We start from the raw sequence: 14,667 nt of genomic DNA on the forward strand, positions 1-14,667 counted from the left end.
GTGAGATTCAACTGATTATTTAATTTTCAGATTCATATCGTGTTACACTTGTAATTCCTCTAATTTGCTTTAAATTTTTCATCAAACTTTCCAGTTGTTCTGTATCATTGACAAACACCATAATATTTCCTTCGAAAATACCCTCATTACTCGTAATGCTCAATGAACGAATATTCACATGAAATTCTTGAGAAATAACGGTAGTGATTTTATTAACCAAACCAACATCATCAATACCAACAATTCGAAGTCCAGTCAAGAATGATAAATCGTTCTTAGAAGTCCATTTAGCCTTCATGATCCGATAGCCATAATTAGCCATTAATTTGGAAGCATTTGGACAACTTGTTCGATGTATTTTCATCCCATCATTAACAGTCAAAAAGCCAAAAACATCATCTCCGGGAATAGGATTGCAGCAAGGGGCAAGCGTATAATCTATTTTTTGTAGATCATCCCCAATTAATAAGGTATCCTGATCTTTCTTATTCAACTTATCCACTAATCCACCGATATGTGAGTTGAATTGATGATTATGCGTACTTAATGTTGCATCGTTATTCTTTTCATGTGCTACAAATTCACGTAAATGCTTAATATCAACTAATCCTTTTGCCACATTATAAAATAAATCCTGTGAACTCGGAAATTTCAGATAATTTGCGATTTTATGAATATTCTCTGTGTTATAAGTGATCTTTAATGTTTTCAACTTACGTTCCAAGATCTCTTTACCATCTTCAGCAACCCGACGTCTTTCTTCTTTTAAAGAAGAACGAATTTTGGATTTTGCTTTAGCAGTAACAACAAAATTTAGCCAATCTTCTTTTGGCGTTTGTTTACTTGAGGTAATTATTTCTACTTGATCACCATTTTGTAATACATGACTCAACGGAACTAGTTTGTGATTTACTTTTGCTCCAATACAAGTAGCTCCAATATCGGAGTGAATCTCGAAGGCAAAGTCAAGCGCCGTCGCATCATTAGGTAATTGGATCAGTGTACCTTTAGGCGTAAAAATGAAGATTTCATCTGAGAACAAATTCATTTTGAAGTCATCAACAAAATCCATCGCATTTTGTTCTGGATTGCTTAAGACATCCCTAATTTTTTTGATCCATTGATCTAGACCACTATCAGAATTTGATTCTTTATATTTCCAATGCGCAGCAAAACCTTTCTCTGCAATTTCATTCATGCGACTAGTCCTGATCTGAACTTCTACCCATTGTCCACGAGGTCCCATTACTGTGGTGTGTAATGATTCATAACCATTACCTTTTGGAGATGATACCCAGTCTCTTAAACGATCTGGGTTAGGGCGATAAAGATCCGTAACAATGGAATAAACTTTCCAACATTCTGTCTTTTCTCTTTCATCTACGGTATCGATTATAATTCTAATGGCAAATAAATCATATACTTCCTCAAAGGGAATAGATTTTTTACGCATTTTATTCCAGATCGAATGAATAGATTTTGGTCTACCAAACACCTGAGCAGATATGCCTTGCTCTTTCAGAATTTCTTTGACAGGATCGATAAAATCAGCGATAAATTTTTCTCGTTCCGCCTTTTTCTCATTGAGTTTTTTCGCAATAAATTTATAAGTATCCGGATCGGTAAATTTCATGGAGAGATCTTCCAACTCAGACTTAATCGCATACAAACCTAATCGATGCGCTAAAGGGGCATAGAGATAGCTGGTTTCAGATGCAATTTTTAACTGTTTATCCCGCGCCATGAACTCCATCGTCCGCATGTTATGAAGACGATCAGCTAGTTTTATTAATATAACACGTACATCATCCGCCAGTGTCAATAACATTTTGCGGAAATTCTCCGCTTGCATTGAACTATTGGGATCAAATATTCCTGAAATTTTGGTTAGTCCATCAATAATACGACGAACTTTTTTACCAAACATTTGCTCTATTTCATCAAGTGTTATGTTGGTATCTTCGACAACATCGTGTAGTAAGGCACACACAATTGAAGTCGTACCTAAACCTATTTCTTCTGCAGCAATCTGCGCTACAGCAATGGGATGGAAAATATAGGGTTCGCCAGATTTACGACGCATTTCTTTGTGACTCTCCAAAGCTAGATCAAAAGCTTTTCTGATCATTTGCTTGTCACCTCGTTGCATCGTTGGTTTACATGCGCGTAGTAATGCTCGGTATCTTTTACGTATTTCTTTATTTTCTGCTTCTATATCAATCACATAATCTTTCATAAACTTGCAGTTTTATTATGATTTTAAAAATACATTTCTTAAATTAGTTAATGTTAATTTTAAGGAATAAATAGGAAATCACATTTATTTTATTAAATGTAATAATTTTTTAATACTATTGACAAAATAAAGACAATTTTTAAATTGTGATGATCAAAATTAACTTGCATTGGATACTATCTGTGCTCTTTTTTATTCCCTTTTTAGGAAAAGCTCAAGCATTGACAGTTCCTCTTTATGGAGAGGGGGAGCAAGAGGTACGCCAAGAATTTAATATGACAACTCTGGAAACAGGGGAAAGACTTCCTTGGTTTTTAATCCCTGAAGTGAAAATATCAAAACCTAGAATATGGACTTCAGAAGACGCCAAAAAGGAATATTTAAGGTTAAGACGTAATGTATTAAAGGTTTTACCCTATGCTATTTTCGCTCAAAAAAGATACGATCAATTAGATCGAGAATTAGCGTTGGTAACGGATAAAAAAGAACAGAAAAGATTAATAGAAAGTTGCGAAGCTGAAGTTAAAAACATGTTTAATAAGGAAATTAAAAACATGAGCATATCGCAAGGTCAAATTTTAATCAAGTTAATTGATCGACAAACAGGACACTCCAGTTATGAAATGGTGAAGGAGATGAAGGGAGGATTAACGGCTTTTCTATATCAAGGTGTGGCTAAAATATTTGGACACAACTTAAAAACCACGTATAACCCTCAAGAAGATTTTGAAATAGAAAATATTATCAGAGAACTTCAAAAAACGAGACAAGACCCAAGGTATTTCTAAAAGATAATAATGATGAAAACAGTTTATGATTTTGAAGCCTTACAGTTTAATGGTAAAGAAAAATCATTGGCTGATTATAAAGGAAAAGTATTATTGATTGTCAACACAGCTAGTCAATGCGTTTTTACAAGACAATTTAAATCTTTAGAAAAACTTTATCAAACATATAAGAATCAAGGATTTGAAATTCTTGCTTTTCCTTCCAACAATTTTGGAAAACAAGAACCCCTAACGGGTTATACCTTAGAAACATTCTGTCGAATCAATCAACAAGTTAATTTCCAAATATTCAAACGCTCACATGTGATTGGAGAATATACATCACCTCTGTATAAGTATCTATCCAATAAGGAAGAAAATGGTTTTATCGAAAGTAAACCCATGTGGAATTTCCATAAATATCTCATCAATAAAAAAGGCGAGGTGGTAGATTATTTTTATTCTATGACTTCCCCAACAGCAAGTAAGGTTAAAAAACGCGTCGAACAGTTATTATCTGAAGAGTAGAAAATGATCTAAATGTTTATTACTTTTGCTTTAGTTGGTTAAACACATAAACAAACTTAGATGTTAAAACTTGATTTATTAATAATTGCTGTTCATCCAGATGATGCAGAACTGGGAGCTGGGGGTACAATGGCAAAATACGTTGCTGAAGGCAAAAAAGTAGGTATAGTAGATTTAACCAGAGGTGAACTGGGTACACGTGGTACTCCCGAAACTAGAGATAGTGAAGCGAAGGCTGCAGCTGCTATTTTAGGTTTGGCTGTAAGAGAAAATTTAGAATTGAGAGATGGTTTCTTTGAAAATGCTGAAAAGGAAAAAATGGCTATCATTCAATCTATTCGCAAATATAAACCAGAAATAATTATTACAAATGCCATTACAGATCGTCATCCTGATCATGGAAGAGCTGCTCAAATGGTTTCAGAAGCTTGCTTTTTAGCGGGTTTAAGGAAGATAGAAACGTCAGTAGATGGTGTTAATCAGGAAGTACATCGTCCTAGATTAGTGTTACAGGTTGTTCAGGATTATTATATTAAACCAGATATCGTTTTAGATATTACTGATTATTATACCATCAAAGAGCAATCTATTTTAGCTTATAAAACACAATTCTATACAGGAGAGGTAGTCAATCCTGATGAACCTCAAACCTATATATCAAATCCTGATTTTATGGAATCTACTGCTGCCAGAGCTCGGGAGTTTGGTCGATCTATACAGGTTAAATATGCTGAAGGATTTACGTCTAAGAAAATATTAGGTGTTGATGATATATTTCATTTGATTTAATTTAAAATATTCAAATAAAAGCCGTTTCTTTATATAAATAGGAAACGGCTTTTGTTTTTATAGCTTAATTTACATGAAAAACCAAAAATTTTCAATTCAAGATCGAATAAAAAGTTTTACCTACGCACTGAATGGTTTTAAGATTCTCTTTAAAGAAGAACATAATGCTAGAATTCATTTTATAGCAACAATTATTGTTATCATAGCGGGTTTCTTTTTTCACATCTCCACAACAGAATGGTTGATTGTTATACTCTGTATTGGTGCTGTTTTTTCATTGGAAATTATTAATTCAGCTATTGAAAACTTAGCAGATTTGGTTTGTCAAACACCAAATGAATTTATAAAAAAAGCAAAGGATTTGGCCGCTGCTGCAGTATTGATAGCAGCTATTGTTTCCATCATAATTGCTATGTTAATTTTTATTCCTAAAATATGGACATTATGGTTTTAATTAGAGCATATGACCCAAAAGATAGAGACGCTGTTTTACATATTATGCAACAGAACGTTCCAGCTTATTTTGCAGAAGCTGAAATAGAGGATCTAAAATATTATCTTGATTTCGAAATAGAACAATATTTTGTTCTTGAAGTTGATGAAAATATTGTGGCCTGCGGAGGTATAAACGTCGAGCTGGAAGAGAAACGTGCAGTGATTAGTTGGGATATGGTACTTCCTGCTGAACAGGGGAAAGGCTATGGAAGGAAGTTGTTAGAACATCGAATTTCTATTTTGAAAAATATGGAATCTATAGATAAGATAACTGTTCGAACTTCTCAATTAACCTATCTGTTTTATCAAAAAAACGGATTTATTCTCCATCAAATCGTGAAAGATTATTGGGCTAAAGATTTTGATTTATATAGCTTGGAACTGAGGCATTAATCAAATAGACTGAAGAGAAAGGATACCAAAATAAAGATGGGAACGATGAGTGCCGAGATGATATTGAATTTAAATTTTGATATTTCGCTTTTACGATATAAAAAAAATGACTCTACTAGTAAATAAAGAATCCAGACTAGAAAAAATATACCCATATAAAACACAATAACTAGACCATCAGCTGTACCACAGCGTCGGTTAGGATCTAGCTGCGACAAACCTATGGGGATAGCGATAAGCAGAAGCGCTATTAATGATAAGATTCGAATGACAACATGTTTTACCATGACAACTGCTTTTTTATTAATACATATTAATAAAAAAGGTAACCATAAAGGTTACCTTCAATTATTTAAATAAAGAAATGCTTATTTCTTTTTGTCAATTTTATATAGACGACCTAAATCCGTGATCGCATACAACGCACCATCTTTACCTTGTGTAATATCTCTAAAACGTTGTCCTTCTTTTGCCAATAATCTTTCTTCACCCACTACTTTATTATCTTTGATGACCAAACGAGCAATATGTGTGCTGCTGAGACCACTGATAAATAGATTGTTTTTCCATTCTGGAATATGATCTCCGGTATAAAATGTAATTCCACTAGGTGACACCACAGGATCCCAATAATAAACAGGTTGTTCCAATCCTTCTTTTTGTTGTATAGCACCTCCAACTTTTTCTCCACTATATTCCAATCCATAGGTAATGGTTGGCCAACCGTAATTTTTACCCGATTCAATACGATTCAACTCATCTCCACCACGAGGACCGAATTCGGTTTCCCAAAGGTCACCCGTTTCTGGATGGATCGCCAAACCTTGAACATTTCGATGCCCATAACTATAAATCTCAGGTCTCACATCAGCTTTCCCTAAAAATGGATTACCTGCTGCAGCAGCTCCATCAGTAGTGATTCTAACAATTTTACCTAATCCAGATTTTAAATCTTGAGCTTGAGGTCTAGTTTCCAAATCTGAACGTTCACCTGTACTTACAATCAAATTACCCTCTTTATCAAATAAAATACGGCCACCATAATGTAATTTACCCTTATATCTAGGAGTAGCACGATAAATAACAGAAGCATTTTCTACGGTTTTCTCATCTGCCGCTAATTTTCCTTTTGCTACAGCAGTCAAGTTTCCATCTGCAGAAGGTTCTGAAAAAACCCAGTAAATCATTCGATTGGATTCGAAATTAGGATCTATCGTCAAACCTAATAAACCACCTTGACCATCCGTATCTACTTTTGGAAGTCCAGTAATTTGTTCAGAGACCTTTCCATCCGTAGTTGCTATTCGTAAAGTACCTTCTTTTTCTGAAATCAATAATCGACCATCAGGTAACGTCGTTATATCCCAAGGGGATTTTAAGGTCGCATTTAAGACAACTCCTTCGAAAGCTGTTTTTGTTTTCACACCATTGATACGCGTTTGGCCTTCAAAAGCTGGTTTATATTTTGTATTCGCAGCATTGGTTTCTACAGGAGGATATAAGCTATCTGCTGTATTTATTTCCGCATTGCTAGTGCCATTTGAACAAGAATATAAAGCTAAAGAACTAACCAAGATCGTGGCTAATTTACTTTTTATAGACAAATTGAGCTGTTTCATATCATATAAAAATATAAATAATAAATCAGAAAAAGACACATAACATGCAAGTTCTATGAAATAAAACCTTTTACATACTGTCGAGTGATTTCATGTTTAGGATTTAGTAATATTTCCTCAGTAGGTCCAAATTCGAGAATTTCACCTCCATAAACAAAAATAACGTAGTCAGAAACACGTCGAGCTTGCCTTAAAATATGCGTAACTAACACAATGGTATAATCCTTTTTGAGTTCAATAAGTAAATTTTCAATCGTCTGTGTAGAAATTGGATCTAAAGCTGAAGTTGATTCATCTCCCAAGATAATCTCCGGCTCTACGGCAAGCCCACGAGCAAGACAGAGTCTTTGTTGCTGACCAATAGAAAGTCTGGTAGCCGATTGATCCAATCGATCTTTGACTTCTTCCCAAAGGCCGACATTCTTCAATTGTCTTTCCACAATCTCATTCAGTACTTTCTTATTTCTAGTTCCATGTATGCGTGGTCCATATGCGATATTATCATAAATAGACATCGGTAGTGGAAAAGGTTTTTGAGATAGTAACCCCATTTTCTTTCGTATATGTGTCACTTCTGCTTTCGGAGCATAAATATCTTCACCATTAACAAAAACGGATCCTGATACCTGAACACCTATCGTATCATCAATCAAACGATTCAATGTTTTAAGTAAAGTTGTTTTCCCACAACCAGATGGTCCTATAATCGATGTTACACTGTTGTTTGGTAGTGATAAATTGATATTTTTCAAGATATGATGACCATCAATATAGACATTCAAATCCTTGATCTGAATATGCGGTTGAATAGGAACCACTATATTTTGTGTTTGTTCTGTTTCGATGATAGAATGTGGGTACATATAACAATAATTAGAATGATAAACGTTAAAATAAGAGCCGATGCATAAGCACGACCTTGAACTTCTGGAATTGGGCTGCTTAATTGAAAAAAGATGGCTAGGGGCAATGTTGCCGCAGGTTCGTCGATATAACGAGGTAAATTATCACTAAATCCTGTTGTCAATAAAACGCCCGCTACATCTCCAATTGATCTACCAAAAGCGAGTAGAATAGCAGTCAAGATTCCAGGTTTAATATGTAATAAAAATACTTTAGCAACTTCCCAATTTGTAGCCCCTAGAGAAAGTGTTACGTTTTTTAGATCTGTTGGTACCGTTTTGATTAATTCGTCTACAGTACGAACTACAATAGGGATTGTCAGCAGTGTAATGGTAATGATTCCACCTAGTAAGGATGCTCGAATACCAAAGTAAACCATAATCGTAAACCCAACAGCTCCGTAAACAATAGAAGGAATCCCGTATAAAATATCAAACATTAGTTTTGAAAATTGAGCTAATTTTGAAGCTGTATTGATATATATATTTAAAAATAGCGCAATGGGAACACCTATTAAAGTCGCCAATAAAGTGGCAACTCCTGCTAAATAAAGGGAACCAAGAATAGCATTTAATATACCACCTTCTTTACCAATATAAAAACCACCCTTTGGTAATTGACTGATCATTTCCCAAGATAAATAGGGTAGTCCTTTGTATAAGATCGTGCCAACAATAAAAAAAAGTGAGCCCGTAACCAACATGCCTGAGAGATGCATAAATCCCTTCGCAATTTTTTCTTTTAAAAGTCTCGTTTTTAAACTAGCCATTGTGCTTGCCCTCCAATTTATTTAATATGATACGAGAGATTAAATTGAAACCAAAAATGATAACAAAAAGTAGTAAAGCAGAAAACATCAAAGCAGAATCATACAATGGAATAGACATCATTTCTCCAAAATTATTAGCAATTAAAGCTGGGATAGGATAACCTGCATCAAAGATTGAAGTTGGTATCTTAGGTACATTCCCACACACCATCAAAACAGCAACCGTTTCACCAAAGGCTCTAGATATCGCAAGTACAATCGCTGCTATAAGACCAGGCTTTGCTTTACGAAGAATGACTTGTTGAATCGTTTCCCATTTTGTAGCTCCCAATGATAAAGAAGCAGATTTTAATTCCGTTGGTACTGTTTTAAGAACTTCTACCATGATACTAATCATAATAGGGAAAATCATAACCGCAAGCACTATACCTCCAGCTAGAATTGTATAACCAGATGTTGAGACAGCAAATATAGGAGCTATATAAGATTGAATAGCAGGAACTATAAATAAGACACCCCATACACCATATAAAACAGGAGGAATGGCAGCCAATACATTGATAAGAGGAAGTATGGTATTTTTTAACGTTTTGGATCCATATTCTGTCAAATAAATGGATGTTAAAATGCATAATGGAATAGCAATTACCAATGCAACTAAAGTGACGCTTAGTGTCCCGGCAATAAAAGGAAGAAAACCAAACTTTCCTTTCATTGGCGACCAGACCTTATCTGTTAATAGGTTCCAGATATTAAATGATTCAAATAAGGGCACTGACTTGAACGTAAGTCCAATACCAATGATAATCACCACAGAAAGTGAGATCAGCAATAAAACAAATGTCAATTGCTTCACTATTGTATTTTTTATTAACCTCGTACCTAGCATCTTATAGTTTATTCGATTCTTTTTCTATTAATAAGTCGTTTAAAGGAACATAGCCATTTTCCAACAGATAACTCTGTGATTTCTTTTTCAGTACAAAATGGATAAACTCGTTAATAAGTAAATTATCCGGTTTACCTTTTGTTACAAATGTTAAATCTCGAGCTGGAGGTGAAGGATATGTACTGTTACCGATCGCAGCTGTTAATTCATTGATGGTTCTATAAAAATTTTCATCTTCAGTAATTTTACCATTTTGATTCAGGTCAATAGGTAATACGTCAATTTTTGATGCAACTTTTTTAGTTTTTAAATCATACACATAATTTATATTATTGAAACCGATGGCATTTTTGTCATCTTTTACCGCTTGAGCAATCCCTGGGTCACCAAATATCCCAATACCCTTTAAATCCTCTTGTTTGCTTTTGAAAAAATTAGCCCATGTTTCTGCTGCACCAGCTGCATCAGCGCGTATGTAAACGATAATGGGATCATTTGTAAATCTGGAATCAATTTCTTTCCACGTTTTATATTTATTATGAATGAATATATTTTTTAATTCATCCTTTGTCAAACCTCTTTCTTTTAACAAAGTGAAATTTGGATTATTAGCATTAATTGTACAGATGACAGCATCTTTTGCAACATGAATAGGGAAGGCGCCATTTTTCATTTCTTCTGGATGTAAATCACGAGAAACAAGTCCAATATCAACCATACCTGTCAAAGCATCAGCAATTCCCTTACCAGCTCCACCTGCTGAAATATTAAAGCGCACATGAGGATGTTCTTTTTTAAAATCCTCACTCCATAACACAGCTAATGGATAGAGTGCAAATGCTCCCGATAAAGAAATATTTCCCTCAAAACCTCTTTCTTTTGTATATCCATTCTTTACTTTTGGCGCACATGCACTATTACCTAACAACAACAATAATCCCAATATAAGTAAGTTAGCGCTATTTTTTATCATTTTCTTTATATCTATGGATTTGGTCTACAAAAATATTTCTGACAAATATATATTAATTTAATAGATTTTATAGATTATCTAGTTTTTTTTTCTAATTTTGAACCAATAGAAAAGAATAGAAGACCCCATAAATACAATTTCAGCATATGCAAAGTTTCCGTACAGAACTTGAAAACCCTGTGGTTGAACAAGAGATTATTGAATTAGAGAAGAAAATTAGACTTTTTCAAGAAGGTAAAATTTCAGATGAAAAATTTCGTTCATTACGACTTGCAAGGGGAGTATATGGCCAACGCCAGCCCGGCGTACAGATGGTTCGTATTAAATTGCCTTTTGGAAAAGCAACGTTTAAGCAAGTGCTAAAGATCTCCGATGTTTCGGATGAATATGCAATTCGCAATCTACATATCACGACAAGACAAGATATCCAAATTCACTTTGTAAGTTTGGATAGAACACCAGAATTATGGGCGAAATTAGCGGAAGATGATATCACACTACGTGAGGCTTGTGGTAATACGGTTCGGAATGTTACAGCCTCAGCAACGGCTGGTATAGATCCCAAAGAACCATTTGATGTTTCACCATATGCACAAGCTGTATTCGAATTCTGCTTAAGAAATCCTATTTGTGCTGAAATGGGAAGAAAATTTAAAATGTCTTTCTCTTCATCTGATGATGATACCGCTTTCTCTTATATTCATGATCTTGGATTTATTCCTAAGATACAGATTGTTGATGGGCAAGAACAACGAGGTTTTAAAGTATTACTAGGAGGTGGGTTAGGATCACAACCTTTCTTAGCACACTTGGTACATGAGTTTTTACCGGAAGATCAATTAATTCCATTTGTGGAATCTTCATTACGTGTATTTGATCGCTATGGTGAACGTAATAATAGAAATAAAGCACGTTTTAAATATTTAATTCAAAAATTAGGTATAGATGAAGTCATCAGATTAATTGGAGAAGAAAGAATAGCGAATAACGTAAAATCTTTTACAATAGATCGTCATACGATCGAACAACCAACTCCTCCAGATACCACAACTGTTCAGGATCTAGATTTAGATTCAGATTTAGATTTAGGATATCAGGTTTGGAAATCAACCAATACTTTTGAACAAAAGCAAAAGGGTTATTTTGGTGTTTTTGTAAAAGTATCTACGGGAGATTTACCGACAGCGAAAGCAAGAATTTTGGTTGCTGGATTAACAGGATTGGTTGCTGATGAAATTCGTTTCACTCAGAATCAAGGATTATTATTGAAATATGCTACTGAACAATCTTTACCACATATATTCAAACTACTAACAGAACTTGATTTAGCTTCTCCAGGATTTGAAAGCACTTCAGATGTCACAACTTGTCCAGGAACGGATACCTGTAATCTTGGTATTTCGAATAGTACAGAAATGGCACGTGTGATTGAAAACTATATCCATGAGTTTTATGCAGATTTTGTCTATAACCGGGAATTGAAAATAAAAATATCGGGCTGTATGAATTCCTGCGGACAACATGGCTTGGCTCATTTGGGATTTCATGGTAGTTCGGTAAAAGCAAATGGAAAAGTTGTTCCTGCAGCTCAAGTGATGATTGGTGGAGGAACTGTTGGGGATGGAGTAGGTCGTGTTGCAGAGCGTATTATCAAGGTTCCTACAAAGAGAGTGCTTCATGTTGTTGACCTAGTGTTGACAGATTATAAAAAAAATGTACAAGAAAATGAGAATTTTCACGCTTATTATGATCGGCAAACAAAAAACTATTTCTACAATTTATTAAAACCATTAGCAGATTTAACAACATTATCTGATGATGAGTATATCGACTGGGGACATCAAGAAACCTTCGAAACAGCCATTGGTGTTGGGGAATGTGCTGGTGTGATGATTGATTTAGTTGCTACTTTAATCTACGAGGCTGAAGAAAAACTAGAATGGGCAATTTCTGCTTTTTCAGAAGAAAAATATGCAGATGCCATTTATCATACATACAGTACATTTGTGGGTTGTGCTAAAGCGTTATTATTAGACAAAGGTATAAATGTGAGTTCACAGCATGCTGTTATTCAAGAGTTTCAAACACAATTTGTGGAATCGGGTGAATTTGAATTCGAAACATCTTTTCCAGAATTGGTGTTGCAAATTAATAAAAATGAGCCATCTAAAGCATTTGCTGAATCTTATTTAGCGAAGTCAAAAGCATTTTTTGATGTCATTTATGAGCGCAAAAATTTAGTGAAAATTAATTAATGAGAGGGGTAGAAGATGAATATTAAACCAAAAGTTACCTTAGTCGGAGCAGGTCCTGGAGATCCTGAATTAATCAGTTTAAAAGGAATAAAAGCGATTAAAGCTGCTGATGTGATTTTATACGACGCATTAGTCGATGAAAGTTTATTGGAGTACGCAAACGAAAAATGTACTAAAATATATGTCGGTAAACGTGCAGAACAATTATCGACATCACAGGATCAAATCAATCAATTGTTGGTGGATTATGCATTAACGCATGGTCATATTGTTCGATTAAAAGGGGGTGATCCTTTTGTATTTGGACGTGGTGGAGAAGAATTAGATTTTGTTCATCAATTTAATATCGAAACAGCAGTTGTTCCTGGAATTTCTTCAAGCATTGGTTTAACGGGTATTCAGCAAATTCCATTGACTTATAGAGGTATAAGTGAAAGTTTTTGGGTAATAACTGGTTCAACTACAGCTGGAAAACTATCCCAAGATTTATATACTGCAGTACAGACAAATGCAACAGTAGTTGTACTGATGGGTTTTGGAAAATTGACAGAAATTGTTGAATTGTATCAACAACGTGGAAAAGGTAATCTTCCTATTGCATTGATTCAGAATGGATCATTACCGAATGAAAAAATCATTATGGGTACTATTGACGATATTTTGGATGAATCGCAAGAAAAGCGAGTAGGAGTGCCTGCCATCATTGTTTTAGGAGAAGTAGTCGCTAAACACCGTGATTTCAAAAATATAATTAAAAAATTTGCTACAGCTTAAATGAATACACTATTTCCAATTTTTTTAAAACCAGATCAAATTCAAATCCTATTAGTAGGAGGTGGACCTGTTGGATTAGAAAAATTTCAAGCAGTCATTCAAAACAATGAAAAAGCGAAGATAACAGTTGTTGCAACGGAGATATGTCAAGAATTTAAAATTATATTAGCAGAATATAATCATATCGTTGTGGCAGAACGTGATTTTATAAATACGGATCTTGATAAGAAACATATTGTAATTTTAGCTACAAATAATGATCAACTTAATCAAAAGATAAGGACCCTAGCAAACGAAAAATACATCTTATTGAATGCTGCTGACAAGCCTGGATTGTGTGATTTTTATCTCGGTTCTATTGTAAAAAAAGGAAATTTAAAGATAGCAATTTCTACAAATGGAAAATCACCAACGATAGCAAAACGTGTAAAGGAATTTTTACAGGATATGCTTCCTGATGAAATTGATGAAACATTGCATCTCATGAGTCAATTACGAGATCAGTTAAAAGGAGATTTTCAAGCTAAGGTATCAGCATTAAACGAACATACTAAATCATTGATTGACAACGATGGACACAAATAAAATCAAAGATATTATACAAGGAAAGCAAGGTGTTGAACTCCTTCAAACCATTGCTCAAGCCTACCCATCTGAGGTTGTGTTTTCAACTTCATTCGGTATAGAAGATCAAATTATTACCTCTTGGATTGGTAAAAATAAATTGGATATTCAGATATTTACACTAGATACAGGACGATTATTTAAGGAAACGTATTCACTGTGGAGCAGGACGATAGAGCGATATGAAGTCCAAATTTCTACTTTTTATCCAAATACGGAACAAATACAAGCGTTTATTTCTGAAAAAGGACCAAATGCCTTTTATGAATCTGTAGACAATAGAAAAGCTTGTTGTCATATTCGTAAAATTGAACCATTACAAAGAGCGTTAAAAGGTGCGAAGATCTGGATAACGGGTATTCGAGCAGAACAATCTCCAAATCGTCATGATATGAGTGATGTTGAATATGATGAAGTGAATAACATCATCAAAGTACATCCTTTATTTTATTGGAGTTTTGATCAAGTGAAAGCGTATGTTAGTAAAGAAAATATTCCTTACAATAGTCTACACGACAAAGGTTTTCCAAGTATAGGATGCGAACCTTGTACACGCGCAGTACGTGAAGGAGAAGATTTTCGTTCCGGACGTTGGTGGTGGGAAGATCAAAGTAAAAAGGAGTGTGGGTTACATGTGACAACAAAATAAAAAG

15 protein-coding genes are annotated in these 14,667 nt (G+C 34.4%); 9 read left to right on the forward strand and 6 right to left on the reverse strand.

The window, feature by feature from the left end; all coding sequences use genetic code 11:
- Nucleotides 1-19 precede the first annotated feature (19 nt).
- A complete protein-coding gene (locus tag LZQ00_RS07000) occupies nt 20-2,236 on the reverse strand; it encodes a RelA/SpoT family protein (protein ID WP_234513840.1) in 2,217 nt (738 codons plus the stop codon).
- Between the two features lie 149 nt (nt 2,237-2,385).
- On the opposite strand from LZQ00_RS07000, the gene LZQ00_RS07005 reads away from it, so the two are divergent.
- The 5 genes from LZQ00_RS07005 (at nt 2,386) to LZQ00_RS07025 (ending at nt 5,208) form a co-directional block, all read left to right on the forward strand.
- Nucleotides 2,386-3,024, forward strand: coding sequence for a DUF4294 domain-containing protein (locus LZQ00_RS07005; protein WP_234513842.1), 639 nt, complete (start codon nt 2,386-2,388; stop codon nt 3,022-3,024).
- Nucleotides 3,025-3,036: 12 nt separating this feature from the next.
- Nucleotides 3,037-3,531 (forward strand): glutathione peroxidase, encoded by a 495-nt coding sequence (locus LZQ00_RS07010; protein ID WP_234513850.1) that lies wholly within the window; start codon nt 3,037-3,039, stop codon nt 3,529-3,531.
- Nucleotides 3,532-3,591: 60 nt separating this feature from the next.
- A complete protein-coding gene (bshB1, locus tag LZQ00_RS07015; protein ID WP_234513852.1) occupies nt 3,592-4,320 on the forward strand; it encodes a bacillithiol biosynthesis deacetylase BshB1 in 729 nt (242 codons plus the stop codon).
- A gap of 73 nt (nt 4,321-4,393) precedes the next feature.
- Nucleotides 4,394-4,774, forward strand: coding sequence for a diacylglycerol kinase family protein (locus LZQ00_RS07020; protein WP_234513854.1), 381 nt, complete (start codon nt 4,394-4,396; stop codon nt 4,772-4,774).
- A complete protein-coding gene (locus LZQ00_RS07025; RefSeq protein WP_234513856.1) occupies nt 4,756-5,208 on the forward strand; it encodes a GNAT family N-acetyltransferase in 453 nt (150 codons plus the stop codon). The genes LZQ00_RS07020 and LZQ00_RS07025 overlap by 19 nt, the downstream gene beginning before the upstream one ends.
- A 368-nt stretch (nt 5,209-5,576) precedes the next feature.
- Here the strand turns inward: LZQ00_RS07025 and LZQ00_RS07030 are convergent, their stop codons facing one another.
- Genes LZQ00_RS07030 through LZQ00_RS07050 form a run of 5 tightly spaced genes read right to left on the reverse strand, consistent with a single transcriptional unit; the run spans nt 5,577 to nt 10,361 of the window.
- Nucleotides 5,577-6,827 carry a PQQ-dependent sugar dehydrogenase gene (locus LZQ00_RS07030; RefSeq protein WP_234513858.1) on the reverse strand — a complete coding sequence of 417 codons (1,251 nt, stop codon included), beginning with the start codon at nt 6,825-6,827 and terminating at the stop codon, nt 5,577-5,579.
- Between the two features lie 53 nt (nt 6,828-6,880).
- The gene (locus LZQ00_RS07035; RefSeq protein WP_234513859.1) at nt 6,881-7,690 is read right to left on the reverse strand and encodes a phosphate ABC transporter ATP-binding protein; all 810 of its coding nucleotides are present in this window, start codon (nt 7,688-7,690) and stop codon (nt 6,881-6,883) included.
- Entirely contained in the window at nt 7,645-8,499 is an 855-nt protein-coding gene (locus tag LZQ00_RS07040; RefSeq protein WP_234513869.1) for a PstA family ABC transporter permease, read from the reverse strand. Before LZQ00_RS07040 ends, LZQ00_RS07035 begins: the two co-directional genes overlap by 46 nt.
- Complete coding sequence (gene pstC / locus LZQ00_RS07045) at nt 8,492-9,355, reverse strand: phosphate ABC transporter permease subunit PstC (protein WP_234513871.1); 864 nt, start codon at nt 9,353-9,355, stop codon at nt 8,492-8,494. The genes LZQ00_RS07040 and pstC overlap by 8 nt, the downstream gene beginning before the upstream one ends.
- 34 nt (nt 9,356-9,389) lie before the next feature.
- Complete coding sequence (locus LZQ00_RS07050; protein WP_234513873.1) at nt 9,390-10,361, reverse strand: PstS family phosphate ABC transporter substrate-binding protein; 972 nt, start codon at nt 10,359-10,361, stop codon at nt 9,390-9,392.
- 146 nt (nt 10,362-10,507) lie between these two features.
- On the opposite strand from LZQ00_RS07050, the gene LZQ00_RS07055 reads away from it, so the two are divergent.
- The 4 genes from LZQ00_RS07055 to LZQ00_RS07070 are packed head-to-tail and all read left to right on the forward strand — an operon-like array spanning nt 10,508 to nt 14,663.
- On the forward strand, nt 10,508-12,616 hold the full coding sequence (locus LZQ00_RS07055) for a HEPN domain-containing protein (protein WP_234513875.1): 2,109 nt from the start codon (nt 10,508-10,510) through the stop codon (nt 12,614-12,616).
- A gap of 15 nt (nt 12,617-12,631) precedes the next feature.
- On the forward strand, nt 12,632-13,390 hold the full coding sequence (gene cobA / locus LZQ00_RS07060; RefSeq protein WP_234513884.1) for a uroporphyrinogen-III C-methyltransferase: 759 nt from the start codon (nt 12,632-12,634) through the stop codon (nt 13,388-13,390).
- Complete coding sequence (locus tag LZQ00_RS07065) at nt 13,391-13,975, forward strand: bifunctional precorrin-2 dehydrogenase/sirohydrochlorin ferrochelatase (protein WP_234513886.1); 585 nt, start codon at nt 13,391-13,393, stop codon at nt 13,973-13,975.
- A complete protein-coding gene (locus LZQ00_RS07070) occupies nt 13,962-14,663 on the forward strand; it encodes a phosphoadenylyl-sulfate reductase (protein ID WP_234513888.1) in 702 nt (233 codons plus the stop codon). Before LZQ00_RS07065 ends, LZQ00_RS07070 begins: the two co-directional genes overlap by 14 nt.
- The last annotated feature ends 4 nt before the right edge of the window (nt 14,664-14,667 follow it).

It is taken from the genome of Sphingobacterium sp. SRCM116780, from assembly GCF_021442025.1.
GTDB lineage: Bacteria > Bacteroidota > Bacteroidia > Sphingobacteriales > Sphingobacteriaceae > Sphingobacterium.

Excerpts from the sequence above, each read along its gene's own strand:
- LZQ00_RS07000 (WP_234513840.1), bottom strand. The coding sequence starts at position 2,236 with ATGAAAGATTATGTGATTGATATAGAAGCAGAAAATAAAGAAATACGT.
- LZQ00_RS07005 (WP_234513842.1), top strand. The coding sequence starts at position 2,386 with ATGATCAAAATTAACTTGCATTGGATACTATCTGTGCTCTTTTTTATT.
- LZQ00_RS07010 (WP_234513850.1), top strand. The coding sequence starts at position 3,037 with ATGAAAACAGTTTATGATTTTGAAGCCTTACAGTTTAATGGTAAAGAA.
- bshB1 (WP_234513852.1), top strand. The coding sequence starts at position 3,592 with ATGTTAAAACTTGATTTATTAATAATTGCTGTTCATCCAGATGATGCA.
- LZQ00_RS07020 (WP_234513854.1), top strand. The coding sequence starts at position 4,394 with ATGAAAAACCAAAAATTTTCAATTCAAGATCGAATAAAAAGTTTTACC.
- LZQ00_RS07025 (WP_234513856.1), top strand. The coding sequence starts at position 4,756 with ATGGACATTATGGTTTTAATTAGAGCATATGACCCAAAAGATAGAGAC.
- LZQ00_RS07030 (WP_234513858.1), bottom strand. The coding sequence starts at position 6,827 with ATGAAACAGCTCAATTTGTCTATAAAAAGTAAATTAGCCACGATCTTG.
- LZQ00_RS07035 (WP_234513859.1), bottom strand. The coding sequence starts at position 7,690 with ATGTACCCACATTCTATCATCGAAACAGAACAAACACAAAATATAGTG.
- LZQ00_RS07040 (WP_234513869.1), bottom strand. The coding sequence starts at position 8,499 with ATGGCTAGTTTAAAAACGAGACTTTTAAAAGAAAAAATTGCGAAGGGA.
- LZQ00_RS07050 (WP_234513873.1), bottom strand. The coding sequence starts at position 10,361 with ATGATAAAAAATAGCGCTAACTTACTTATATTGGGATTATTGTTGTTG.
- LZQ00_RS07055 (WP_234513875.1), top strand. The coding sequence starts at position 10,508 with ATGCAAAGTTTCCGTACAGAACTTGAAAACCCTGTGGTTGAACAAGAG.
- cobA (WP_234513884.1), top strand. The coding sequence starts at position 12,632 with ATGAATATTAAACCAAAAGTTACCTTAGTCGGAGCAGGTCCTGGAGAT.
- LZQ00_RS07065 (WP_234513886.1), top strand. The coding sequence starts at position 13,391 with ATGAATACACTATTTCCAATTTTTTTAAAACCAGATCAAATTCAAATC.
- LZQ00_RS07070 (WP_234513888.1), top strand. The coding sequence starts at position 13,962 with ATGGACACAAATAAAATCAAAGATATTATACAAGGAAAGCAAGGTGTT.